At 38.1% G+C, this 25,693-nt stretch carries 18 protein-coding genes; 5 read left to right on the forward strand and 13 right to left on the reverse strand.

The window, feature by feature from the left end:
* Positions 1-44 precede the first annotated feature (44 nt).
* From murD to mraZ, 7 genes are all read right to left on the reverse strand, one after another.
* Positions 45-1,370 carry a UDP-N-acetylmuramoyl-L-alanine--D-glutamate ligase gene (gene murD, locus SOP96_RS00735; protein ID WP_326319331.1) on the reverse strand — a complete coding sequence of 442 codons (1,326 nt, stop codon included), beginning with the start codon at positions 1,368-1,370 and terminating at the stop codon, positions 45-47.
* A 67-nt stretch (positions 1,371-1,437) separates the two neighbouring features.
* Positions 1,438-2,679 carry a phospho-N-acetylmuramoyl-pentapeptide-transferase gene (mraY, locus tag SOP96_RS00740; protein ID WP_326319332.1) on the reverse strand — a complete coding sequence of 414 codons (1,242 nt, stop codon included), beginning with the start codon at positions 2,677-2,679 and terminating at the stop codon, positions 1,438-1,440.
* A gap of 82 nt (positions 2,680-2,761) precedes the next feature.
* On the reverse strand, positions 2,762-4,222 hold the full coding sequence (locus tag SOP96_RS00745) for a UDP-N-acetylmuramoyl-L-alanyl-D-glutamate--2,6-diaminopimelate ligase (protein WP_326319333.1): 1,461 nt from the start codon (positions 4,220-4,222) through the stop codon (positions 2,762-2,764).
* Between the two features lie 66 nt (positions 4,223-4,288).
* The gene (locus tag SOP96_RS00750; protein ID WP_326319334.1) at positions 4,289-6,280 is read right to left on the reverse strand and encodes a penicillin-binding transpeptidase domain-containing protein; all 1,992 of its coding nucleotides are present in this window, start codon (positions 6,278-6,280) and stop codon (positions 4,289-4,291) included.
* On the reverse strand, positions 6,264-6,629 hold the full coding sequence (locus SOP96_RS00755; protein WP_326319335.1) for an FtsL-like putative cell division protein: 366 nt from the start codon (positions 6,627-6,629) through the stop codon (positions 6,264-6,266). Before SOP96_RS00755 ends, SOP96_RS00750 begins: the two co-directional genes overlap by 17 nt.
* 154 nt (positions 6,630-6,783) lie before the next feature.
* On the reverse strand, positions 6,784-7,677 hold the full coding sequence (rsmH, locus tag SOP96_RS00760; RefSeq protein ID WP_326319336.1) for a 16S rRNA (cytosine(1402)-N(4))-methyltransferase RsmH: 894 nt from the start codon (positions 7,675-7,677) through the stop codon (positions 6,784-6,786).
* A 42-nt stretch (positions 7,678-7,719) separates the two neighbouring features.
* A complete protein-coding gene (mraZ, locus tag SOP96_RS00765; protein WP_326319337.1) occupies positions 7,720-8,178 on the reverse strand; it encodes a division/cell wall cluster transcriptional repressor MraZ in 459 nt (152 codons plus the stop codon).
* A 272-nt stretch (positions 8,179-8,450) separates the two neighbouring features.
* On the opposite strand from mraZ, the gene SOP96_RS00770 reads away from it, so the two are divergent.
* From SOP96_RS00770 to SOP96_RS00780, 3 genes are all read left to right on the forward strand, one after another.
* Positions 8,451-9,212: an alpha/beta fold hydrolase gene (locus SOP96_RS00770; protein ID WP_326319338.1), complete on the forward strand. Its 762-nt coding sequence runs from the start codon at positions 8,451-8,453 to the stop codon at positions 9,210-9,212.
* Between the two features lie 64 nt (positions 9,213-9,276).
* Positions 9,277-9,900, forward strand: coding sequence for a ribosome biogenesis GTP-binding protein YihA/YsxC (yihA, locus tag SOP96_RS00775; RefSeq protein WP_326319339.1), 624 nt, complete (start codon positions 9,277-9,279; stop codon positions 9,898-9,900).
* The gene (locus SOP96_RS00780) at positions 9,893-10,369 is read left to right on the forward strand and encodes a GNAT family N-acetyltransferase (protein WP_326319340.1); all 477 of its coding nucleotides are present in this window, start codon (positions 9,893-9,895) and stop codon (positions 10,367-10,369) included. The genes yihA and SOP96_RS00780 overlap by 8 nt, the downstream gene beginning before the upstream one ends.
* 36 nt (positions 10,370-10,405) lie before the next feature.
* Here SOP96_RS00780 and SOP96_RS00785 read toward each other — a convergent pair whose 3' ends face one another.
* Positions 10,406-11,473: a phosphatidylinositol-specific phospholipase C1-like protein gene (locus tag SOP96_RS00785; RefSeq protein ID WP_326319341.1), complete on the reverse strand. Its 1,068-nt coding sequence runs from the start codon at positions 11,471-11,473 to the stop codon at positions 10,406-10,408.
* A gap of 331 nt (positions 11,474-11,804) precedes the next feature.
* Between SOP96_RS00785 and SOP96_RS00790 the strand changes: the two genes are divergently transcribed.
* Together SOP96_RS00790 and SOP96_RS00795 are read left to right on the forward strand one after the other, a co-directional pair.
* Complete coding sequence (locus SOP96_RS00790; protein WP_326319342.1) at positions 11,805-14,849, forward strand: SusC/RagA family TonB-linked outer membrane protein; 3,045 nt, start codon at positions 11,805-11,807, stop codon at positions 14,847-14,849.
* A 15-nt stretch (positions 14,850-14,864) separates the two neighbouring features.
* Positions 14,865-16,631 carry a RagB/SusD family nutrient uptake outer membrane protein gene (locus SOP96_RS00795; RefSeq protein WP_326319343.1) on the forward strand — a complete coding sequence of 589 codons (1,767 nt, stop codon included), beginning with the start codon at positions 14,865-14,867 and terminating at the stop codon, positions 16,629-16,631.
* A gap of 116 nt (positions 16,632-16,747) precedes the next feature.
* Here the strand turns inward: SOP96_RS00795 and msrA are convergent, their stop codons facing one another.
* The 5 genes from msrA to secA all read right to left on the reverse strand — a co-directional run bounded on the left by msrA (position 16,748) and on the right by secA (position 25,570).
* Entirely contained in the window at positions 16,748-17,302 is a 555-nt protein-coding gene (gene msrA / locus SOP96_RS00800) for a peptide-methionine (S)-S-oxide reductase MsrA (protein WP_326319344.1), read from the reverse strand.
* A 407-nt stretch (positions 17,303-17,709) separates the two neighbouring features.
* Positions 17,710-18,678 carry an ROK family protein gene (locus SOP96_RS00805; RefSeq protein WP_283420814.1) on the reverse strand — a complete coding sequence of 323 codons (969 nt, stop codon included), beginning with the start codon at positions 18,676-18,678 and terminating at the stop codon, positions 17,710-17,712.
* An 85-nt stretch (positions 18,679-18,763) separates the two neighbouring features.
* Positions 18,764-19,975 carry a PepSY-associated TM helix domain-containing protein gene (locus SOP96_RS00810; RefSeq protein WP_326319345.1) on the reverse strand — a complete coding sequence of 404 codons (1,212 nt, stop codon included), beginning with the start codon at positions 19,973-19,975 and terminating at the stop codon, positions 18,764-18,766.
* 191 nt (positions 19,976-20,166) lie between these two features.
* Positions 20,167-22,347 (reverse strand): TonB-dependent siderophore receptor, encoded by a 2,181-nt coding sequence (locus SOP96_RS00815; protein WP_326319346.1) that lies wholly within the window; start codon positions 22,345-22,347, stop codon positions 20,167-20,169.
* A gap of 148 nt (positions 22,348-22,495) precedes the next feature.
* Complete coding sequence (gene secA / locus SOP96_RS00820) at positions 22,496-25,570, reverse strand: preprotein translocase subunit SecA (RefSeq protein WP_326319347.1); 3,075 nt, start codon at positions 25,568-25,570, stop codon at positions 22,496-22,498.
* Positions 25,571-25,693 lie beyond the last annotated feature (123 nt).

Raw genomic sequence — 25,693 nt, forward strand, 5'->3', positions numbered from 1 at the left:
CACCCCAACCCTCTCCAAAGGAGAGGGAGTTTTGGGGACTCTATTTATTTTTTTAATACCTGTTCTTTAAATTGCTGGCCTCTGTCTTCATAGCTTTTAAATAAATCAAAGCTTGCACAGCATGGTGAGAGTAAAACCGTATCTCCTTTTTTTGCCAGAGATTTTGAAATTTTTACCGCTTCTTCCATGCTTGAAGTGTCATAAATAAACTCTTTGTCTCTAAAGAAATTTATAATTTTCTCATTATCAATTCCCAAGCATACTATTGCTTTTACTTTTCTTTTGACCAGCTCTTCAATTTCGGTATAGTCGTTTCCTTTGTCTACACCGCCAACGATCCATACGGTTGGGTTTTTCATGCTTTCCAAAGCATAGTAGGTTGCGTTAACATTGGTGGCCTTGCTGTCATTAATGTATTTTACTCCGTCAATTTCCGTTACAAATTCCAGCCTGTGTTCAACGGCCTGAAAGGTCATTAATGAATTTCTAATACTTTCATCATTGATTTCCAATATCTTACCAGCGATAGACGCAGCAAGGCTATTGGCTACATTGTGATTTCCCAAGAGAGATAATTCTTCGATTTTCATGGAAAATTTATCTTTCATTTTCACTATGATATTTTCATCATCAACAAAACCTCCTTCAGACAGCTTTTCTTTTGTGGAGAACGGAATCATTTTCGCTTTAACTTCCAGTTTTTCAAGGATATTTTTGCTCATTTCGTCATCTTTGTTGTAGATGAAGAAATTGTCATTTTCCTGGTTTTCGGTTATTCTGAATTTGGCTAAAGCATATTCTTCATAGTTGTAATTATACTGATCAAGATGATCCTGTGACAAATTCAGCAATAAGGAAATATATGGCCTGAAATTTTGAATATCGTCAAGCTGGAATGAGCTTACTTCCAATACATAATAATCGTAGTTTTCCTCGGCAACCTGTTTCGCAAAGCTGTACCCGATGTTTCCGCCCAACCCTACATTCAATCCGTCATTTTTGAGGATGTAGTAGATTAATGACGTAGTTGTTGTTTTTCCGTTGCTTCCTGTGATTGCGATGATTTTAGCATCGGTAAATTCTGAAGCAAATTCAATTTCGGACGAAAGTCTTATTCCTTTATCATGAATTTTATGGATAATGTCTGCCTTTTTGGGAATTCCCGGGCTTTTTACGATCCAGTCTGCATTCAGGATTTTTTCTTCATTGTGGTTTTCTTCTTCAAATTCGATTTCGTTCTCTGTAAGAAATTGCTTATAGTGGTCTTTAATAGATCCCTGGTCTGAAAGAAAAACTTCCAGGCCTTGTTTTTTAGCCAAATAAGCAGCACCGCAACCGCTTTCTCCTCCTCCTAAAACAACTATTTTCATATCTTTTTGATTTAATGACTGAATGATTCTGAGTTTAAATCGAATCATTCAATTTTAAATTAATTTCTTATCTCATCTTTAATGTAATGAGACATACAATTGCCAGCATAACACCGATGATTATCATTCTGTTAACGATTTTACTTTCGTGAAAACCGCCTTTCTGATAATGATGGTGAAGGGGTGACATTCTGAATAATCTATTATTTTGGGCATATTCCAGCCCGTATTTTCTTTTTCTGTATTTGAAAACCACTACCTGCAGCATTACGGAAATGTTTTCTATTAAAAAAATTCCGCACAATACAGGAATCATCAATTCTTTTCTTAAAATAATCGCTAAAACAGCGATGGCGCCCCCCAGCATCAAACTTCCTGTATCTCCCATAAAAACCTGGGCAGGATAGGTGTTGTACCAGAAGAAACCGATGACGGCTCCTACCATGGCAACGACAAAAATGGTAGTTTCACCCATATTGGGGAGGAACATAATATTCAGATAATCAGCAAAAATGATATTCCCTGAAAGGTAAGCAAACAGTCCCAGTGTAAGTAAAATAACCGTACTGGTTCCTGCTGCAAGTCCATCGATTCCGTCGGTGATATTGGCGCCGTTTGAAACTGCTGTTACAATGAAGATCACAATCGGGATGAAAACAATCCATGCCCATTCGTGAGCGTCTTTATCATTCATCCAAAACAGCATTCCACTGTAATCAAACTCATTATTTTTAGCAAAAGGAACGGTAGAAACGGCAATTTTTTCCGTAGGCATGAAGTTTTGCTCTACATTATTGCGGTTTACGACTTTGGCGTCTGCATATTTTCTTTTAACGGTAATATCGGGGTGGAAATACATGGTAACTCCGACAATTAACCCTAATCCAACCTGGCCTACGATTTTAAATTTACCACTGAGGCCGTCTTTGTTCTTTTTTATTTTTTTCAGATAATCGTCAAGGAAACCAATGGCACCCATCCAAATAACTGAAACAATGAGAAGGACAATATAGATATTGGTGATTTTTGTGAATAGCAGTACAGGGATCAATGTAGCCAGAATGATTATCAGCCCTCCCATTGTAGGGGTTCCTTCTTTTTGCTTCTGCCCATCTAACCCAAGATCACGTACCAGTTCGCCCATTTGTTTTGCTCTCAGGAAATTGATAATTCTTTTTCCAAAAATAAGGGCAATGGTTAATGAAAACAGAACGGCCATTCCTGCACGGAAAGAGATGTATTTTAACAATCCAAGTCCGGGGATATGGATGTCGTGGTCGGTTAGATATTCGTATAGATAGTATAGCATTTTTTCAAATTTTAATAGATGATTAATGATGATTGATGAATGATAAAACCAATTAGCATTAATCAATTACCGATTATAAATTTTACTTGCTCATCAATTTCCAAAGTTCATTAATCGTTTCTTTATCGTCAAAATGATGTTTCACACCCTTGATTTCCTGATAGTTTTCGTGCCCTTTTCCGGCAACCAGTACAATGTCTTTCGGTTCCGCAAATTTTATCGCCATTTTAATCGCTTCCTTTCTGTCCGGTATAGAAGTGTATTTGCTGAAGTTCTGAGGTTCCACACCCGCTTCAATTTCTTTGATAATTGCTGCCGGATCTTCCGTTCTCGGGTTGTCTGAGGTGATGATGGCCAGTGTCGATTTTTTCGTGGCAATATTCCCCATTTCAGGTCTTTTGGCATGATCCCTGTCGCCTCCGCAGCCGAAAACCGTAATCAGCCTTTCGTTCTTTGTTCGGATATCGTTGATGCTGTCCAGAATGTTTTCTAAAGCATCCGGAGTATGCGCATAGTCTACGATAAAAATAATTCCGCCATCTGATTTGAACGTTTCAAACCTGCCGGAAACTCTTTTCAGCTGACTAATCGCCTGCAGAATTTCTTCCTGTTCAAAACCGAGTTCTGAAGCAATTCCGAAAACCAACAACAAATTATAGACATTGAACTTTCCTGTCAGGGTTGTCCAGAATTCTTTTCCGTTGAAATTCAGAAGCATTCCGTTGAAGTCTACTTCCAGTAGTCTTCCGTGGTAATCTGCCATGGTTTTCAGAGCATAAGACTTTTTTGTTGCCTTTGTATTCTGAAGCATGACGTTCCCGTTTTTATCATCAATATTGGTGATGGCAACAGCATTTGCATCTAACTCATCAAAAAACCTTTTCTTTGTTTTTAAATATTCATCGAAAGTTTTGTGATAATCCAGATGATCGTGAGTAAGGTTGGTAAATCCGGCGATTTTAAAATGAAGCCCTTCAATCCTGTTTTGGGCAATTCCGTGAGAGCTTACTTCCATAAAGGCAAATTCGCATCCTTCTTCCACAGCCTGTGCCAGAATTTTATTAATGGTAATCACATCCGGAGTCGTGTGGGTTGCAGGAATTACCTGATCTGCAATTCTTATTTCCACTGTGGAAAGTAATGCAGAATCATACCCTAAATTTTTAAAAACATCAAAAAGCAGTGTAGAAACTGAGGTTTTCCCGTTGGTTCCCGTAACGCCGATCAATTGTAATTTTTCGGAAGGGTTTCCGTAAAAATTGGAAGCTAACTGTGCCAGGGTTTTAGATGAATCTTTTACTTTAACATAGGTTACGTTTTCATCCGGATTTTCAGGGAATTCTTCACAGACGATAGCTTTTGCGCCTTTTTCAACAGAAGATGCAATAAATGAATGTCCGTCCACCACCGTTCCTCTCATTGCGATATACAAAGAGTTGTCGGTAACCTTTCTGCTGTCGAAAACCAATTCTGAAACTTCACGGCTTTCGTCACCATGAATTTCTATAACTGGAATTCTTCTTAATAAATCAACTAATTGCATGTTTTCATTTTTTTATAGGATTTACATCCTATCCTATTTTAAATTGTCCTTTCAGGAATCATTCTTTTAATTTTGCAGAGATAAATAAATTCTCTGGTTTTTACTGATGGTTGTGCCTTCCAATGGGAATTGTTCTTTAATTCTTCCCACGCCTTTAAAATCGACCCGATAGCCTAAATTCTCCAGCTGTGGGATGACATTTTTCCCGATCAGCCCGACAACATTGGGCATTTGTTTATTGTTAACGGCTACTTTTACATTAGGTTCAACCATTTTATTAAGGTTCACCTTTTTGTCGACCAGCATTTCTCTTTCGATATTTTGCGGTGTTTTCAGGAATGTTTTTCCTGCAATTTCTTTAAATACCGGTGCGGCAACCGTTGCTCCGTAAAACCCTTTTGCTGTATTCGGCTCACTGATCATTACATAACAGGTGTATTTTGGTTTATCAGCCGGATAAAAACCTGCAAAAGAGGAACGGTATTTCATGGGGCCAGGAAGCCAGTACTCGAATCTTGCGGTTCCTGTTTTTCCTGCCATTTTCAGGTTCGGGGTGAAAATACTTTTTGCGGTTCCTTTTTCCACAGCTTTGGTTAAAGCATGTGTCATCATTTTGATTGCTTTATCGGAAGCCATTCTGCTGACCATTACTTCGGGTTTAGCGGTATAGGATACTTTACCATCCTTCATGATTTTATCGATGAATAAAGGCTTCAGCATTTTACCGTTGTTGGCAACGCCGTTGTAAAACGTTGTCAGCTGTAATAAGTTGATGTTGGTGGAATATCCGTAGGCGATGGATGCTAATGTTGCGGCATTCCATCTTTTGCTTTCCGGCGTTACAATTCTTGGCTTTGTAATTCCCGGAAGTTCGATATCCATTTTATCAAATAATTTCCAGCGTTTTAAATGATCAAGAAAAATTTGCGGTTTTTCAGCATAATATTTGGTGATGAGTTTTGCAGATCCTACGTTGCTGGATTTTGCCAGAACATCACTGATGTCATAAGTACCGTGCCCGTGCCCGTCTGAAATTCTTTGCTTGGCATATACCCAGACTCCGTTTCCTACATCTACGGTTGTATTTTCGTCAATAAAACCATCGTCCATTGCGGCAAGAAGGGAAATGGTTTTAAAGGTAGATCCCGGCTCGATGTTGTCTTTTAAAGCATAATTGTAGGAATCAACATATTCTCCGTCATCGTTTCTTCTTAAATTAACCATAGCGCGGACTTTCCCTGTCTCTACTTCCATAACAATTACGGTTCCGTGTTTTGCTTCGAAGTTGATAAGCTGTTTTTGCAAGGCCGAGTGTGCAATATCCTGAATTCTAAGATCTAATGTTGTGTAAACATCTTCTCCGTCAATTGGTTCCTGAACCTTCCAGAAGTCAATCGGTTTCCACTGGGAGGAGTTGATTCTCTGTTCCAGTCTTTTTCCGTCGGTTCCTCTTAGATATTTTGAAAAAGCACCTTCAAGTCCTGAACTGTATTTTCCGTTATCCATCCCAATGGTTCCGGCTCCTATTTCGGAAGTGGCCAGTTCTCTTTTGTAGTTCCTGTCGACAATAAATCCACCTTTATTTTTACCTTTTTTGAAGATAGGAAACTTGCGGATTCTGTCATACTGATCAAAATCAAGACCTTTTACCAACATGTAATACTGGTTGTTTTTTCTTCTCTGCTCATCAAATTTTTTCCTGAATTCACCTCTTGGTTTTCCGAACATTTTGCTTAGAGAATCCGTCAATGCACCGATATTGTTGGTGTAAATAGTATCTTTCATTGTTTTAAAATCAAGATAAATATCGTAGCGCATTACAGTTGTGGCAAGGATGGAGCCGTCTGAAGCGAAGAGATTTCCACGGGCAGCCTTAAGGGTTGCTTCACGGTAATTTTTATTGATATAATCGTCTTTAATTTCCTGAACATTCGTATTCTGAAGGATTACAATTCTTGCTAAAAACATGACAAACACGCACAAAGCTACCACTGCAAAGAGGTAGCCCCAACGTAACGTTTTTTTACGCTTGTTATCGTATTCATTTTGTTTTTGCATCTGTACTGTCCAGTTTTATGAGCAATTTGTGAGGATGGCTTTCCAGGGTCATTAAAGAATCCCGGGCGACTTCTTTCCCCAATTCAGACTCCATTTTTACTTTGATCAGCTTACTTTGTGCATAAGCGTTTCGTGATTTATATTCTTCTGTTTCTTCCTTTAAGGCATTAACAATTTTTATCTTTTTATTTACCAGGTGGTTGCTGTAAATCATGGCCATCATCAGCACAAACAACAGGAGAAAATACCGGTAATGTATTTTGAGCTCATCGCGGTTCAGGAAATTTCCTTTTATAATGTCTATAAAAGTGAGTTTCTTCTGAGGACGATATGTTGTTCTTTTTGCCACAGACTTTGTCTGATTTTATTATTTAACTTTTGTTAACCACCCCGTCAAAAATTCTTTCGAATTTTCGCCACCCCTCCAAAGGAGGGGAATTTTCGAGTTGTTTTGCTGATGAATTGTCAATTTAATTCAATATTGACAATTCTTCTATTCACTTTTAAACTTTTATTCCTGTTCTCATTTTAGCACTTCTGGCTCTTGAGTTTTCCTCGATTTCTTTTTCATCCGGGATAATCGCTTTGCTTTTTACCAGCTCAAATGTTTTTTTATAATTTCCATAAATGTCTCTTTCGGGTTCTCCTTCAAACATTCCGTTTTTCAAAAATCTTTTTACCAGCCTGTCTTCCAGAGAGTGGTATGAGATGACAACCAGTCTTCCTTCGGGTTTTAAAACATTATAAGCCTGAACAAGCATCTCTTTCAATACTTCCAGCTCCTGATTTACTTCAATCCTTATTGCCTGAAACAGCTGAGCATAAAATTTATTTACCTTATGCGGCGGAATATAGCTGAAAAGTTTTTTCAGGTCTTCCGTGGTTTCTATGCTTTTGGTTTTCCGGTGATGAACGATATCTCTCGCAAGCTTTCTCGCTTCTCTCAGCTCGCCATAATGATAAAATATATCGGCAAGCTGCTCTTCATCGTAATCATTAATTACTCTTTTGGCATCAAGGCTCTGCATGACATTCATTCTCATATCCAATGGCGCATTGCTTCTTGTGGAAAAGCCTCGGTCTGCCTCGTCAAACTGGTGGGATGAAACGCCCAGATCTGCTAAGACACCATCTGCCTGAGAAACACCATGCATCAGCAGGGAATTTTCCAGGAATCTGAAATTCTGATTGATTAATGTAAACCTCGGGTCATCAATGGTATTTTTAAGCGCATCGAGATCCTGATCAAAGCTGAAAAGCTTTCCTTTATCAGAGAGCCTGCTCAATATTTCTCTTGAGTGGCCGCCGCCGCCAAAGGTACAGTCCACGTATGTTCCGTCTGGATTCGTCACCAAATCATCAACACTTTGCTTCAACAAAACGGGGTTATGATACATGTTAAGTTGTGTTTTTTAGCTTTTATTAATAATCAGCTTTGTTTATTCTTCATCGAAAGCGCCCATCACATCTTCGGCAAGGCTTGCAAAGTCTTCTTCGTTGATGGAAATTACTTTTTCATAAGCTTCTTTATCCCATATTTCGAAGAGTTCTCCTGCGCTTGTAATGACAATATCTTTCTGAAGGTTTGCGAAAGTCATCAAATCTTTTGAGATCTGAAGCCTTCCAGCATTATCCAGCTCTACTGTTTTTACGCCTGCCGTAAACATTCTAATGAAATCAGCATTCTTTTTAATGAATCTGTTTAGTTTATTAATTTTACCCATCACTTTATCCCACGCATTCATAGGATAAACTTCCAGGCATGATTGGAACACGGATCTTTTGACTACAAACGTTTTATCGTCGAAGTTCTCCATTTGTTTAATCAAAGAAGAAGGTAGCTTTAAGCGTCCTTTATCATCGATTTTACACTCATATGTTCCAATGAAATTTTTCATTTGGGACAAATTTATATAATAATTTCCAAAAGTTCCCACTTTTTCCCACTTTTTGCCTTAATGTTGATAAGTTTTGTTAAAGATTGAATTTCAGATGCTTAATAAACTGGTATGGAGGTTGTTGTATAAGTTGTTATTTAAGCCATAGCAAAGAGTTTAAGAAAAAATATTTTAAAATAGAGTTTGGTATATTATTTTTATTTTAAATTAGGCTTATCAAAATATTTTTGAGGTTTAATTTGTATTTTTGCAAGGCTTTATTAAGGCATTTTATGATATTTAGTACAAAAAAAGAAAAGAAATACACCTTCATTGAGGCGGGAGAAGGACATCCATTGGTGCTGTTGCACGGATTAATGGGTGGGTTGAGCAATTTCGATAAGATGGTTGATTTTTTTTCAAACAGGGGATTCAAAGTATATGTTCCCCAGTTGCCAATCTACGATTTGCCGGTACTCAATACAAATCTTACAACATTAGCAAAATATATTGCCAAATTCATTGAAACGCATGTGGAATCGCCTGTAACTATTGTAGGAAACTCAATGGGAGGGCATGTTGGGCTGATTTTAACGCTGGCAAGACCGGATCTTATCAAAAATCTTGTACTCACAGGAAGTTCAGGATTGTATGAAAGAACTTTCGGGGATAGTTTTCCAAGAAAGAATGATCGTTCTTATATCAGGAAGAAAACGGAAGAAGTTTTTTATAACCCTGCTGTTGCAACGGAGGATCTTGTGGATGAAGTTTTTTCAGTAGTGAACGATAGGATGAAAGGCATCAAAACCGTTATGCTGGCAAGAAGCGCCATCAAACACAATATGCTTCACGATCTTCCAAAAATCCTTACGCCGACCTGCCTGATCTGGGGGAAGCAGGATAATGTAACGCCTCCTGAAGTAGCGGAAGACATGCACAAATTCATTCCGAATTCCGATCTGTTTTGGATAGACGAATGCGGGCACGCGGCCATGATGGAAAAGCCGGATGAATTCAATGAGATTCTGTACAGCTGGTTAAAAGATAAAGTTTAAATTAAAATACAAGCAGGCCATTAAGAACATTCTTAATGGTTTGTTTTTCTAAAATATTTTCAAGATGGTTATTAAGACAGCAACTTTCGTAAAGAGCAGCGGTAAATGGCAGGACTGCCCGGAACCCAATATTCCCGAATATGCTTTTATCGGAAGATCCAATGTGGGAAAATCTTCCCTCATCAACGCTATGATGAATCATAAAGATCTGGCCAAAACTTCGCAGACACCCGGAAAGACACAGCTCATTAACCATTTTTTAGTGAATGAGAGCTGGTATCTTACCGATTTACCGGGTTACGGTTATGCTAAAGTTTCCAAATCGATCCGTAAAGATTTTGAAAAGCTGATTACCAATTATATTCTGAACAGGAAAAATCTGGTTAATCTTTTTGTGCTGGTAGATTCCCGTCACAAGCCTCAGACTATTGATATGGAATTCATCCAATGGTGTGGGGAAAGCGGGGTGCCTTTTTCCATTGTTTTTACCAAAGTGGATAAGCTTAAACCCAACGCTGCTTTACAAAATGTAGAAGATTACAAGACAGAGCTTCATAAAACATGGGAAGATCTTCCGGAAATCTATGTAACCTCAGCAGAAAAGAAGCAGGGTTGTGACGAAATTCTCCATTTTATCCAGAATACCAATGAATTCCTTGCTAATAATAATGTAAGTTTCGATGAGTAATATTATCTGGAAAATCAAAACTTTTGAAGAATTTACGGTTCCTGAACTGTATAATGTTTTAAAAGCAAGAATCAATGTTTTTGTAGTAGAACAAAACTGTCCGTATCCGGATCTGGATGATTATGATCAGAAGGCAGTCCATATCTGGGCAGAACAGGACGGTGAAGTGCTTGCTAACTGCCGTATTTTTGATAAAGGCATAAAATATCCTGAAGCTTCAATAGGCAGAGTGCTCACTACTGAAAACGGGAGAGGCAAAAATCTTGGTAGGCAGCTCATAGCTTATGCAATTGAAACCATTGAGGCACGTTTCCGTACGGATGAAATAAAAATTTCCGCGCAGGATTATTTATTAAAATTCTATGGAGAATTCGGTTTTGAAGATACCGGAAAGAAATATCTGGAAGATGATATTCCGCATACGGAAATGATCCGCCGGAAAAAGCAGGAAAGGCTTTCAGATCTCTGAAAGCCTTTCCAATATAAATCTAATAGTAAAAATGTTCTAATTTCCGTTCACGGGATTTTTTCTTTCGTAAGAGTTATTATCAAAACTGATTTTATAGCTGGATTTAAAAAGTTTGCTCGGCTGATAATAATCTGTCGTAATAATCTGCGCGCCACTTTCTTTGGCTTTTTCAAATCTTGAATAATCTTCTTTTCGGGCTTCCATCGTATCTGCATCTGCCCGGGTTCTGATGATATAGCCTTGCTTTACCAGTGTGGCAATTTCAGGATTAGGATCATTTCTGAATAATACTGCAGATTCAGCAGTTCCAGGCTCGGAATTGGTAAAAATCATTCTGCCTTTCAGCGAAGGATGCCCTTTCATGTAAAGGTCTCTGTTGTCACTGTTGTTGTCGAGAACAAACAGGAACTTTCCTTTAGCGTCTTTTACTTTAGGCCAGTTTTTATGTAAAACCGCTTCATTTAAAGTCTTGTAAGAACCGCGGATATCATCGGGAGTAATAATTTTATTTTTTCCTAAATATTTTTTAATCTCATTATCAAGATCATCAAAAAGCTTTGAGGTGTAATGTTCCGGTTCTGTTCCGAACTGGTTGGCATTTCCGTCTTTCGGTTCCAGAGTGATGAAAACCGGATCGTGATCGGGATGTGCATCAGACCATTTTTTTAAATCTTTCAGGCAGTCTTCAAGTGTATAATACTGGGTCTGATAATCAATGTCTGTAATATGAATCATTTTAAAGCCCGGCTTTTTCATTTTACCTTCAGGATCGAAAGGCTGAGAGGTTTTAACCAGATCTAAAATTTTAGGATGCGCATATTTCCCGCCTTTGCTGTCTGCATAAACATCTATTTCTAGGTTTCTTAATCCAAGGTCGAGCTGTTGGGGAATAGGAATATGCTCATACTGAATTCTCGGAAGGAAATTTAACGAGTCTTTTTGGGATAAATAGCTATACACTTCCGGTAAAATTGCCTTTTTGTACGAGTTGTGCGAACCTATTACCTGTATCTGATTTATTTTTAAATCATTAAAATCATGTGTCTGTGATTGGAAAAGCTGTAGGGAAGATAAATATAATCCTAACAAAACTACCTTTTTCATTGCTTCAATTTTCTTTGGCGAAATTAGGAAGTCTAATGAAAGCCTGGCTTATATATTATGTTAAGTGTTTTTTAAGATTATGTAAATGAGCACAACTCCCTTGTTTACTAAGTCGCTGATAATTAAAGAACAAGTGTATGAAAAAATGAAGAGTTGATATTTTATTGATTTTAAGATAATATTATGTTAAACTGTTTTCAGGTTAAACGTTTTTACTTTGTATCCCGAAATAAAAACTAACGACGGGCAGAAATAAAAAACCACTGTTGCGGCAACAACAGCGGCTATTTATCAAGCAATGTAACGTCATGTAATTACTTTACTTAATGATATGTATCACAAAATTAACTCTTTTAGTTTAAAAAAACTAATTCCGGTTGCAATGATTTTCCTGTTGGCAAATCAAACCTATGCAGAAAGCCTTTCTGCAAATTACATTACCGCTTTTCAGGTAAGCGAAACCATTACCGGAAATGTAACCGACCAGGAAGGTGCCGCTATCGCAGGAGCAACAGTTACTGTTATTGAAACCGGAACCCAGGCTACTACCGATGATTCCGGGAACTTTACGATTTCTGCGAATGTCGGGCAAACATTATCCATTTCTTATGAAGGATATGAGATTCAGACCACAAAAATTTCGGGAACTACTGTTTCGGTTCAGCTGAAATCAAAGAAAGGAGAAACAGCTATTGAAGAAGTAACCCTTGTAGGATACGGATCTCAAAAAAAATCTGATTTAACAGGAGCCATCAGCCAATTGAAAGCAGAAAACTTCAGAGAAGGGATGAATATTTCTGTAGACAACCTTATGCAGGGAAAAATCGCAGGTGTACGTATTGTACAGACCAGCGGTGAACCGGGAGCTGGAGTGAATGTTTCCATCAGGGGAATCGGGTCCATCAGAAGCGGAAGCACACCTTTATTCGTTGTAGACGGCGTTCCGTTGAATAATGATCCGGTAAGCGCACAAAGCCCGAATGTAGGTTTGGGAAATGTACAGGCTAAAAATCCGTTAAATTTTTTAAATACTTCTGATATAGAATCTATCACGGTATTAAAAGATGCTTCGGCTGCAGCAATCTATGGAGCAAGAGGGTCAAATGGTGTTGTGCTGGTAACGACAAAAAGAGGAAAAAGAGGAGAGCCGATTTTTACCTATGATACCTATTTAGGTTTTTCTTCCGTCATTAAAAAGCTTGATCTTTTAACGGCAGAAGAATACAGAGCAGCAGGAATCAACAAATTATACGATCACGGAGGAAATACAGACTGGCAGGATGAAATTTATAGAAATGCCGTTTCATCCAATCATTCCGTTTCATTCTCAAAAGCTACGGAAACAGGAAGTTATTTCGCATCCCTTTCTCATATGGATCAGGATGGTATTGTTTTAAACAGCAGCTTTAAGAGAACAACTGCCCGTTTAAATGCAGAAGAATCTTTCTTCGATAATAAAAGATTAAAGGTAAAACTAAATCTTACGGCGAGTGACATCAAAGAAACCGGAATTCCGAATGGAGGAAATGCCGGATCCGATGGCCAGCTGATCATCCACGCCCTCATGGCGAATCCTACACGTTCCGTATACGATGAGACCGGAAATTTTACCAATTTCAATATGAATGCACATTACAATCCATTGTATTTGCTGAGTGTATATAATGATAAAACCAATACCTTCAGGATATTGGGTAATACGGAAGCAACACTGAGAATTTTACCGGGACTTAATTATAAATTCAATTTAGGAGTTGATAAAACCATGTCGGAAAGAAATACAACCATGTATCCAAACGTTACCGACAGAACTCCTAAAGGGCTTTACGTACAAGCTAATCTTGATTCTTACAACGTCCTTTTGGAGCATTACCTGACCTATGATTTTAACCTGAACAGGCATAATTTCAATGCACTTGCCGGGTTCTCTTATCAGAAATTCAAAAATACAGGAACGTATTTCGGAGTGAGAGATATTGCTGCGCAGGGAGCGGGAATTGCTCCGGAAATTAATCCGGGATATTCAGGAACGGCTTTTGTTCCGGGAGCAGGGTATGCTCAGGAAAATGAATTGCAGTCTTATTTCGGAAGGGTTAATTATAATTTCGACAAGAAATATTTATTAACGGCATCTTTAAGAGCAGACGGTTCTACGCGTTTCGGAGATAACAATAAATACGGCTACTTTCCATCTGTTGCCGTAGGCTGGACGGTTTCTAACGAAAATTTCCTGAAGGATTCCCGAATTATTAATGAATTAAAATTAAGAGGAAGCTGGGGACAAACAGGAAACCAGGAAGTTCCGAACAAGATTACACAGGCGAGTTCTTCCCTTACACAGGGTTCAGGATATTATTTATATTCTAATTTAAATTTGATTAACGGAGTATCTATTAACAGAACGGTGAACCCTGACCTGAAATGGGAAGTTGTAGAGCAAAGCAATATCGGGGCAGATTTCAGCCTATGGCGAAACAAGTTATACGGATCATTGGAATATTACCACAAAACAACAAAAGATCCTATCTTAAATATTCCTTCGAGCCCATTAAGTCCTACAAGTACTGTTTGGAGAAATGTCGATGCAAAAATCGTGAATAAAGGTTTCGAATTCTCTTTAGGCTCGGAAATTGTAAGAAACGAAAGCTTTACCTGGAATGTTGATGTAAACGGAGCAACCGTTAATAATGAGGTGAGAGACCTTCCGGTTTCTGCTATTTATTCAGGAGAGGTTTCCGGACCGGGACTTTCAGGGGTTACTGCCAATATTTACAGAAACGGGTATGAAGCAGGATCGTTCTACATGTATAATTACCAGGGAATCGATGCGAATGGAAAATACATTTATGAAGACCTGAATTCAGACGGAAGAATCGATCAGAATGACAGAAAGATCTTTGAAGGAGCGATTCCTAATTTTACTTTCGGGATCAATTCTTACATGAAATATAAGAACTTTGATTTTGCTTTCTCATTCATCGGGCAAACCGGAGGTTATCTGGTAAACAATACTGCTTTAGATTTGAACATCAACAATTTAGCTTCAGACAGAAACGTATTGAAAAGTTATTACGAATCCGGGGCAAGCTTCACCAATCAGCCGCAGCTGTCTTCTTTATACCTTGAAAAATCAGATTTTCTTCGTCTGAATAACGTAAGATTAGGATACACTTTTGATATCAATCAGCTGAAATTCCTGAAAAGCATCAATTTGTATATCAGCGCACAGAATCTATTCACCATTACCAATTATTCGGGGTATGATCCGCTTGTTGACACCAATAAGCAGGTGGGAGGAAACCAGTCTCTGGGAATTGATTATACAACGTATCCGTCTGCAAAGACATTCATTTTGGGAGCTACTGTTAAATTTTAATTAAGCTAAAAAATTATGAAATCTAAATTTTTAACCATCAATAAAATCATATTCTCCGTTGCAGTATTGGCTTTAACAGGCTGTACCAATCTGGATGAAAAAGTAATCGACGAAGTATTGGGTGCTGAAGTGGCAGATCCTGAAGCGGCTTTGGCTGCGGCTTACAGCCAGCTTGGAGAAGGTACTTTTGTAGATCATGGAAGTGTTTTTGCCTTACAGGAATATTCTACGGATGAAGCGCTTTTACCAACAAGAGGAAGCGACTGGGGAGACGGCGGTAAATGGAGAGCGATGCATGAGTTTACCTGGGATGCCAACAGCGACGTAGTAAAGAACACCTGGAACCAGTTGAATTTCGGGATTACAAAGTCTTTAACGGCCATCTCAAGTGCGAACAAAAGTACGGGAACCAACAAAGCATTGTTTTTGGCTGAAGCAAAAGGATTATTAGCATTCTACACGTATACAACCATCGATTTGTTCGGGCAGGCTCCTTATAGAGATCCGGATAACATCAATGCGCCGATTCAGATCAGAAAAGCAGACGCTACCATTGATGAGCTGATTAAAGAAGTAGAAGGGCTGATTCCTAATTTAGCAGATATCAAAACCCAGAATACCCATGCTGGAAGATTCACAAAACAGGCAGCTTATGCATTGTTGGCAGATATGTACCTGAACAGGGCTGTTCTGAAAAATAAAACGGCGAGTTCTTTCAATTTCACGGAACAGGCTGTGAACGGAGGAGGAACGGATATGGATAAAGTAATTCAGTATTCTAATTTATTGATTAATAATTCTTTATTCAGTTTAGAATCCAATTATTTCCACAACTTTGATATTAATAATGACAACAGCAAGGAAATGATTTTCTCGGTTGTTCAGAAGAAATTTGCGGGTTCTGATAAAGGTTCTGATAATGACCTTGCCTATATGTCGATGGAAAGAATTCAGAAGCCGTCACCGGATAACAGGGGAACCAATGCTTCTTGTGTAACTCCTGAATTTTATTATTCATGGAACGGAAATCATGATGACCCTCGTTTCCAGAGATCGTATCAGTACGAAGACGGAACCTGGTTCAGAAATGACGGAACCGATGTAAGTGTACCATCAACAAGCAAAGTAGAAGGAACAGGAAAGCCTTGGTTCCATTTCAACAGAGGTTTGCAGGTTGGGCAGCAGTACGGGCCTAAAATTCTTTCAAACGGTAGTTTTGATATGACGGCAGACGGAAGAATTAAAGTGTACAAATTATTCACTGAAAAAAATACGACACTTGCCGCCGATTTCACGCCGGAACTGAATTTTGATAATCCTTCGGAAGCCGTATTTACCCAGTCCCAAATCAACAGAGGGGTAAGGAATTTCAAGTTTGAATTTGATCCCGGTTACGGAAATAACGGAACAAGTGGAATGGATGTTCCTTTATACAGATTGGGTACTATTTACATGATGAGAGCGGAAGCTTATTTCAGAAGCGGAAATGTAACGGCAGCATTGGCTGATGTTAATAAACTGAGAACCAGCAGAACCAATGACGCTTTAAAGAATAATGCTCCGGGTGTTGCCTTAACTACTCTTGATGCAAATATATTGTTCAGAGAATCAGGGTTTGAACTGTACTGGGAAATGTACCGAAGAAAAGCAATGATCCGATTCGGAAAGTTTGATCTTCCGGGGACAGCAAAACCGGCATCTCAGCCTTACAGAAGAATTTTCCCGATTCCTCAGGCAACGATTGATGCTTCAAAAGATTTTACACAAAATCCGGGATATTAACATATTTTCATAGACTTACTATTAGTTATTTAAAAAAGCGAAGAGAATTGATCTCTTCGCTTTATTTATTCTAAACCTTCAAGGTTTTTAAAACCTTGAAGGTTTGAATTTATTTACTATTCCGCGTTCAGCATTCCCAATTCGCCGAAATGCTTTTTGAATTTCTGGATTTTAGGCCCAACCACGGCACTGCAGTAAGGCTGTGTAGGATTTTCATTATAATATCCCTGGTGATACTGTTCTGCCGGCCAGAATTTATCGAATTTGGTTAATTCCGTAACATAAGTTCCCTGCCATCTTCCGGACTGTTTAGAGGTTTCAATGGCTTGTTCGGCTTTTGCTTTTTCAGCTTCATCTTTATAATAAATTACCGAACGGTATTGGGTACCGATGTCATTGCCCTGTCTGTTCAGTTGTGTAGGATCGTGAAGGAAAAAGAATACATCCATTAACTGCTCATAAGAAATAACCGACGGATCATAAGTGATCTGCACTACTTCTGCATGACCAGTTTCTCCTGTGCATACCTCTTCATAAGTGGGATTGTCTTTATGCCCTCCTGAGTATCCTGAAATGGCAGACTGTACACCTTTCAGCATATTGAAACAGCTTTCCACACACCAGAAACATCCGCCTCCGAAAGTAATTTGTTCTAAATTATTGTTATCCATTCTAAGTTGATTATTGTATTTGAATTTTCTCGTTAAGGAATAATGGAGAAAAAACCAATCAAAAATAAGGAAAAGTTTTTCAAATTATATGCCTGAAAATCGTATAATCACAAATTGTTTTAATAGATAAGACAAATTATTTGTAACTAAAAAAGAAGAAAAATGTATAAAATGCAGGTTTTTAGCAAAAAGTTTTTTAGTATCCTTAAGAAGTAATGAGTGAATCAGTATGCCGATTGATGAAGCTTGTGTTTATTTAGCTTTGCGTTGCAATTTATTACCTTCTAGAATCAAAAGGGTGTAATGATTATTCTTTGCGTTTAAGAACTATTATCTACAAATAGAGGAATTAAAAAAAGCATCCCAGAAAAGGATGCTCAATAGTATTTAAATTAAATTATTTCTAATTATTTTTCCCAAACCAAAGCACTTGCCCCCAAAATAGCAGCATCTGCTTCATCAAGCTCACTGAATACCAGCTTCACTTTATTTCTGAAAATAGGAAGTAAATTTCTTTCCATGTGAAGTTTTGTAGGCTTTAAAATAAAATCACCGGCTTTTATAACGCCTCCGAAAAGAAGGATCGCTTCAGGAGAAGAGAACATGACAAAATTGGCCAACGCTTCGCCTAGTTTTTGTCCGGTATACCTGAAAACTTCTATGGAAATAGGGTCTCCTTTTAATGCGCATTCGTGTACGGTTTTAGAATTGATGGCTTCTTCAGGATATTGAGTCAGCATCGATTCCGGGAATTCTGCACGCATTTTTTTTGCAGTAATGGCAATTCCTGTAGCGGATGCATAAGCTTCAAGGCTACCTTCGGAACCTGTGCTCCAGTGTTTCCTTCCGCCTGGTTTTACAATGGTATGTCCCAGTTCTCCTGCAAACCCGTCATGTCCGTAGATCAGTTTTCCGCCGGCAACAATTCCGCTTCCTACCCCTGTTCCCAAGGTAATCATAATAAAATCCTTCATTCCCCTTGCTGCACCGAAGAGCATTTCTCCGATAGCTGCTGCATTGGCATCGTTGGTTATGGTACAAGGAAGCCCGAATTTGGCTTTCATTAGTTCCGCAAAAGGAATAATTCCTTTCCAGGGAAGGTTTGGGGCCTGTTCAATGGTTCCTGTATAGTAATTGGCATTGGGAGCGCCTACTCCTATTCCATCAAAATTTTTATTTTTTCCGTGGCTCTCGATCAGAGGATGAACGGCTTCGTATAAAGCGTCAATATATTCTTCCACGGTAGGATAGGCATCGGTACGGATATTTCCTTTTTCCAGCACTTCGCCTCTGTGGTTTACCACTCCAAATTTTGTATTCGTTCCGCCGATATCAATTCCCAACGCAACCTGTTTTGACAAATCTACTAATGACATTTCTCTTCTTAATAATTCTAAAAGGCTAAAATTATAAAAAAGATATTATATTAGACGATTAAGCAGCATTTTATTTAAAAAAATATTATGTTGTTTTTATCTTTTTCTTTTTTCTTCTTCCCCACCAGATCATAAATCCGGTCACCGGTAATGAGGCACAGATAAGGCTTACAATAAATGCGATAATTTTAGTAGGCAGTCCCAGAATTGATCCTACGTGGATGTCATAGTTGGCGCCTACTGCTTTTTCACCGAAATTTTTGTCTTTCATGTCGTGCGTATGAAGCAATTCTCCGGAGTTTTCATCAAAAATAAGGCTGCTGCTTTTATGATAGGAATAGGATAAATGTTTTACGTAGACTTCAAAGTTAGGATGTTCGTGATCATCTATATGCTCATGGCCAAGATCAATGGAAAAACCATACGAATTTGGGTATTTTGCTTTTACAGTATTGCTGATTTTGTCTAAAGTTCCTTCTGTTCTCATTTCAATCGGAGCTTTGGTTTTGATTGATGAAAAGTCTGGATAAGCAGTTTTGCCGCCTGAGAAAATAAAGTAAATGGCTGCCTGAACCACAAAAAAAGCATAAAACAATCCTGTTATAGAAAAAATCAAAGCAAAGATAGAAGCATAAAAGCCCAGCACATTATGGAGATCATAATTTTTTCTTTTCCATCCTTTTACATTCTGCCACTTGAAAGAAAATCGCTGTTTTCTTGCGGCTTTATTCTTAGGCCACCAGAGGATGATCCCTGAGATCAGCATGAAAATAAATATAAGTACCGGAATACCTACCAGGTAAGTTCCCCACGATTGTTTTAGCAAATAACTCCAATGAATCATTTTTACAATCTGGAAGAACCCGTTTTTTTCATCGTGGGTTCTCAGCACTTTTCCGTTGTAAGGATTTACGTAAGCTACTTTATAGATGGGAAATTCGTTAAAATAATTCCAGCCTTTAGGATCGTGTTCATACCAGTAAAAAAGGTAAGACATCTTTTTATCAATCGGAATATTTACCCAATGAACAGGATATTTTTCTTTTACCTGTTCTACAACAGCTTTTTCCAAGACACGTATTGGAAGCACCTGTTTCTGGTCAATATTTTGTTCGTTGTGATAAATGACATCCTTTCGGGTGAAATTTTCAATTTCATCTTTAAAAACATACAATGCTCCCGTGATTGAGATAATGAAAATCAGAAAACCGATACCTAATCCAAGCCATAAATGTAACTTACCCGTCCATTTTTTAAAAGCGCTTGGTTTTTTTTTAAAGTGATGCTTTTTCCTCATAATCCTTAATTGCCGCAAAGATACTGTTTAATTTTTATTTAGAATACTTCCAATTAAGAATTTTCGTCAGGTTTTTACCTGTAAAATGAATCAATAAAAAATGGTCTCACTCAAAATTTAAGGTGAGACCACTTTTTTTAGAATAAATTATTTCTTTCTGAAGGTTTCAGTAATATCTCTAATTTTTTAATTTAGAATTTATAAGTAACTGTTCCAAGAGCATTGATTAGTTTTTGAGGATTTCCTGTAGTATAGCCGATCCAATAATGTTGATTGGTAAAATTATCTACTTTTACTCCGATTCTGAATTTTTTTGCATCATAGAATGCGTTGGCATTTAAGACAAAATATTTTGGTAACGAAAATGTTTCAACCTTCGATGTAAGTGGATTTTCCTGATTGTAGATTTTATTAACATTGGCAAAGTTCCCTCCGATTCCGAAGCCAAGACCTTTTAGGTTGCCATCAACAAACTGGTAGCTTGCATTAAAATTTCCTAACCATGGGGATCCGGCTGTACTCGGTCTCAAACCTGTGCTTAAGTCTGTTGTATCGTTGTAAGATAAACCGCCGATTAAAGAGAACCCTTTTACCAAATATGCGTTCACTTCAAGTTCTATTCCTTTGCTTTGAATCTCTCCTGTCTGTGTTTGTACAGCATTACCTGCAGCGGTGAACTGACCTGTACCAAGAAGCATATTTTTTACTTTAATATCATAATAACTTACCGTAGCATTAATTTTTCCATTAATAAGATTTGCTTTGAAACCTCCTTCAAACTGATTCGCTCTCTCCGGATCTGAAAGGGCAATTCCTCCGGAAAGGTCTGTGGTATAATACCCATTGCTCTTAAAGCTGTTTTGATAGTTTCCAAAAACAGAGAATTTATCTTTTATAATCTGATAAACTAAACCTGCTTTTGGAGTCCATGCAGACTGGTTGTATGCAGGGGTTTCGTTTACCCAAACTTTACCGCCTAAGAAGTCGTTATTTTCATAACGCAGCCCCAAAACAATATTAAGTCCGGAAATTGGTGTGAAGACATTTGAGATATATCCGCTGTAAGTATTTGTATCACCGTCTACATCATAATTGCTGATATTTGCAGGATTATTGTAAAGTGCGTCTAAAACAGTACCGTTGAACCCTGAATAGTCTCCTCCGTTTGCCGGAACAGTAAATGTTGCTCCGTTCGCCAGATAAATGAAGCGAGACCTATCTTTGGTTTTTAGATAATCGAAACCAACAACAGTTCTGTTTCTCATGCCGTTTGCGAAACTGTAATCAAAATTGAAATTTTGTTGTATTTGCAGATATTTTTTTCTGCTGTCTCTGGTTGCCTGATCGAATCTGTTCACAAAGACATTATTATTTGCGTCTACAGATGCTGAGAAATAGGGTCCAAATCCATCAGAATAACTACTGGAAGTATTAATATTGGTTGAAGACCGGATATTATCATTGATTTTATAGTTTACCTGGCCGAAAATATTGTTTACTCTTGCAGTAGTGTATAAATCATCACCAATATAAGATTCTTTATAATTCAATCCTGCTTTTTCAAGATCTTTCATGTTATCAATTCCATTCAACGCTCCCGGTGTTAAATAAAAGAAAAACTGATCTCCAATCGCTCTCGTATTGAACATTTCATATTCAATATTAAACTGTAGCCTTTCATTTAAATTATAAGTTAGTGAAGGAGTAAATGCGAAGTATGAATTTTTGGCATCTTTCTTCTGAAAAGTACCCTGACTTGTATATGCAGTGTTGATTCTGAAAAGAAGTTTTTTATCTTTTGTAATGGGGGCATTTATATCTGCCTGAGCTCTATATGTGTTATAACTTCCGCCCATCAGGCTTACCTGTCCCTCAAAGTTTTCATAAGGCCTTTTTGTTATTCTGTTGATTAAACCTCCGTATGATGCAACATTACTTCCGTATAATGTTCCGGATGGACCTTTTAGTACTTCCAACCTTTCAATATTTACAGCATCAATAGTTGTTGTAACAGGTGAAACAAGTCCGTTTCTCATAGAGTTATTTGAAGGAAAACCTCTCAAAACCACAAAAGACCCACCGTCTCCCGCTCTGCTTGTAGGACTCCACATTTGCTGTAAACCCGTTACGTTTCTGTAAGCATCGTCAATTGTAAAAATTACCTGATTTTCTAAAATGGTTTTATTGATTGATGAGAAAACCTGCGGATCCTCAATCGCCTTAAGAGGCATTTTATTTGAAAAGTCAGAATCTTTCTTAATATAAGTATTGATAATTACTTCATCAATATTATCCGATTTAATCGTATCGTTCTTCTGTGCAAAAGTTAGCATAGAACCTAGCATAGATGCGCAGATCAGTACATTTTTCATGAAACCTTAAATTTTTCTGCAAATATATTGTTTTTAATTATTCTAAATAAATAATTGAATTGATATTTATCATAATATTAATATGAAGCATACAAAAAGCCGCTTCAGACATGCTGAAGCGGCTTTCTATATTTTAAATTGTTATTTCTTATGCCGGAATTTCTCCTTTATATAAGAATGAAATAATTTCTTTGTTTAATTTGTCGATCATTTCGCTGAACAAATGGAAAGATTCCTGTTTGTAGATTACCAGCGGATCTTTCTGCTCATAAACGGCACCTTGTGAAGATCTTCTTAAATCGTCCATCTCACGAAGGTGAAGCTTCCAGTTTTCATCAATGATCGATAGAGTAATGTTCTTTTCGAAATCATTGATTAAGCTGTCACACTGTGTTTCATAAGCTTCTTTAAGATCGGTAACGATGGTCATCGTTTTATGGCCGTCTGTGAAAGGAACCTGGATCATCTTAAACATTGCTCCCTGATTTTGATACACATTTTCAATAATCGGGAAAGATTTTTCTTTCAGCAGGTTAAGCTTCATCTGATAATCTTCCTGTGCCGCTTTAAACAAGATATTGGTTAAATCCTGAATGCTCTTACTCTTAAAATCGTTTTCAGAAACCGGAGATTCCATCGTGAATGTTTTAATGATCTCGTATTCGAAATCTTTATAGTTTCCTGATGCTTTTCCTTTGGCTACAATGGAGTTGGCAACATCAAAAATCATATTCGTAATATCGTACTTCAAATGATCTCCGAATAATGCATTCTTTCTTCTCTTATAGATCACGTCACGCTGCTTATTCATTACGTCATCATATTCAAGAAGTCTTTTTCTTGTTCCGAAGTTGTTTTCCTCTACTTTTTTCTGCGCTCTTTCAATAGATTTTGAGATCATGGAATGCTGAATCACTTCGCCTTCTTTATGACCCATTCTGTCCATCATTTTAGCAATTCTTTCAGAACCGAAGAGACGCATTAAGTTATCTTCCAGAGATACGTAGAACTGTGAACTTCCCGGATCTCCCTGACGTCCCGCTCTACCTCTCAACTGTCTGTCGACACGTCTGGAATCGTGTCTTTCCGTACCGATAATGGCTAAACCTCCTGCTTCTTTTACTTCTTTGGTCAGCTTAATATCCGTACCACGGCCTGCCATGTTGGTAGCAATGGTTACAACGCCCGGCTGTCCTGCTCCCGCAACAATTTCAGCTTCCTTCTTGTGAAGTTTCGCATTAAGAACCTGATGCGGAATTTTTCTTAATTGAAGGGCTTTAGATAATAACTGAGAAATTTCAACGGAAGTTGTACCTACCAAAACAGGTCTTCCTGCGGCGGTTAATTTTTCAATTTCTTCAATGACGGCATTGTATTTTTCACGGTTGGTTTTGTAAACCAGATCCTGTTTATCGTGTCTTAAAATAGGACGGTTGGTAGGGATTACCACCACATCCAGTTTATAAATTTCCCAAAGCTCGCCGGCTTCCGTCTCTGCAGTACCCGTCATCCCTGCAAGTTTGTTGTACATACGGAAGTAATTCTGAAGGGTAATGGTAGCAAACGTTTGCGTTGCAGCCTCGATTTTTACGTTTTCCTTAGCTTCAATTGCCTGGTGAAGTCCGTCTGAATAACGTCTTCCTTCCATGATACGGCCTGTCTGCTCATCAACGATTTTTACTTCGCCGTCAATTACCACATACTCATCATCCTTTTCAAATAAAGTGTAGGCTTTGAGCAACTGGCTCATGGTGTGAACTCTTTCAGACTTTTCGGCAAATTCGGAGAACAGTTTTTCTTTAGCTTCAAACTCTTCTTCTTTTGAAAGGTTTTTAGCTTCCAGTTCGGCAATTTCGGTTCCGATATCCGGAAGAACGAAGAAGTTAGGATCAGAGTTACCCTGCGACATGTACTCTACCCCTTTGTCGGTAAGATCAACTTGGTTGTTTTTCTCTTCGATTACGAAGTAAAGATCTTTATCTACAATCGGCATATCGCGGTTATTGTCCTGCATATATTGCGCTTCTGTTTTCTGAAGCAATGCGCGGTTTCCGCTTTCCGATAAAAATTTAATTAATTGTCTGTTTTTAGGAAGACCTCTGTAGGCCTGAAGCAATTTAAATCCTCCTTCTTTGGTGTTTCCTGCTGCGATTAATTTTTTCGCTTCATTAAAAATAGCAGAAACGGTTTTTTTCTGAACTTCTACAATTCTGTCGATAGAAGGTTTCAGAACATCAAATTCCTGTCTGTCTCCTTGTGGAACGGGACCGGAAATAATTAACGGTGTTCTTGCATCATCCACCAATACGGAATCAACCTCATCAACAATGGCGAAATTGAGTTCTCTCTGCACAAGCTCTGAAGGGGAAGTTACCATGTTGTCTCTCAGATAATCGAACCCGAATTCGTTATTGGTTCCGTACGTAATATCTGAATTGTATGCTTTTCTTCTTCCGTCTGAATTTGGCTGGTGATTATCAATACAGTCGATAGACATTCCGTGGAACTGGTACAATGGTCCCATCCATGCGGAGTCTCTTTTCGCAAGATAGTCGTTTACCGTTACAACGTGAACGCCTCTTCCCGGCAGTGCATTTAAGAAAATAGGAAGTGTGCCTACCAATGTTTTACCTTCTCCGGTTGCCATTTCGGCAATTTTACCGCTGTGAAGAATAACCCCACCAATGAACTGTACATCGTAATGTACCATATCCCAGTTTACTGGTGTTCCGGCGGCGTTCCAAGAGTTTTTCCAAACGGCTTCGTCTCCCTGTATTTCAAGGAAGTCTTTTCCCGCAGCAGCCAATTGTCTGTCCCATTCGGTAGCTTTTACACGGATTTCTCCATTTTGTGCCCATCTTCTTGCCGTTTCTTTTACCAAGGCAAAAGCTTCGGGAAGGATTTGACCGAGGACTTTCTCCTCAATGTCGTATGATTCCTTTTTCAGAGCTTCAATTTTTGAAAAAAGCGCTTCTTTTTCGTCAACGTTTTTCGAATTTTTTATCTGCTCTTGTATCTGTTCTATCTGAGCTGAGATTTTACTGGTTGCTGATTTAATATTTTCTTTGAATTCAGCAGTTTTTTCTCTCAAACCATCGTCAGACAGCTGTTGGATAGTAGGCTCAACAGCTTTGATTTTTGTTACAACTTTTTTTACTTCTTTTAGGTCCTGCGCTTTCTTGTCTCCCAAAAACCCTTTAAGAACTTTGTTTAAAAAACTCATAAATTTTTGCTTTATGCTTAAAACGAGATGCTTTAAGCGTTTTTAATAACACGCTTTTCGTGTAAATTGATATGTAAAAAAGGGCAAAAAAGCTCTAAGCGATGCCTAAAGCCTGATTGCTTT

The organism is Chryseobacterium salviniae (assembly GCF_035819015.1).
In the GTDB taxonomy this organism is placed as follows: domain Bacteria; phylum Bacteroidota; class Bacteroidia; order Flavobacteriales; family Weeksellaceae; genus Chryseobacterium; species Chryseobacterium salviniae.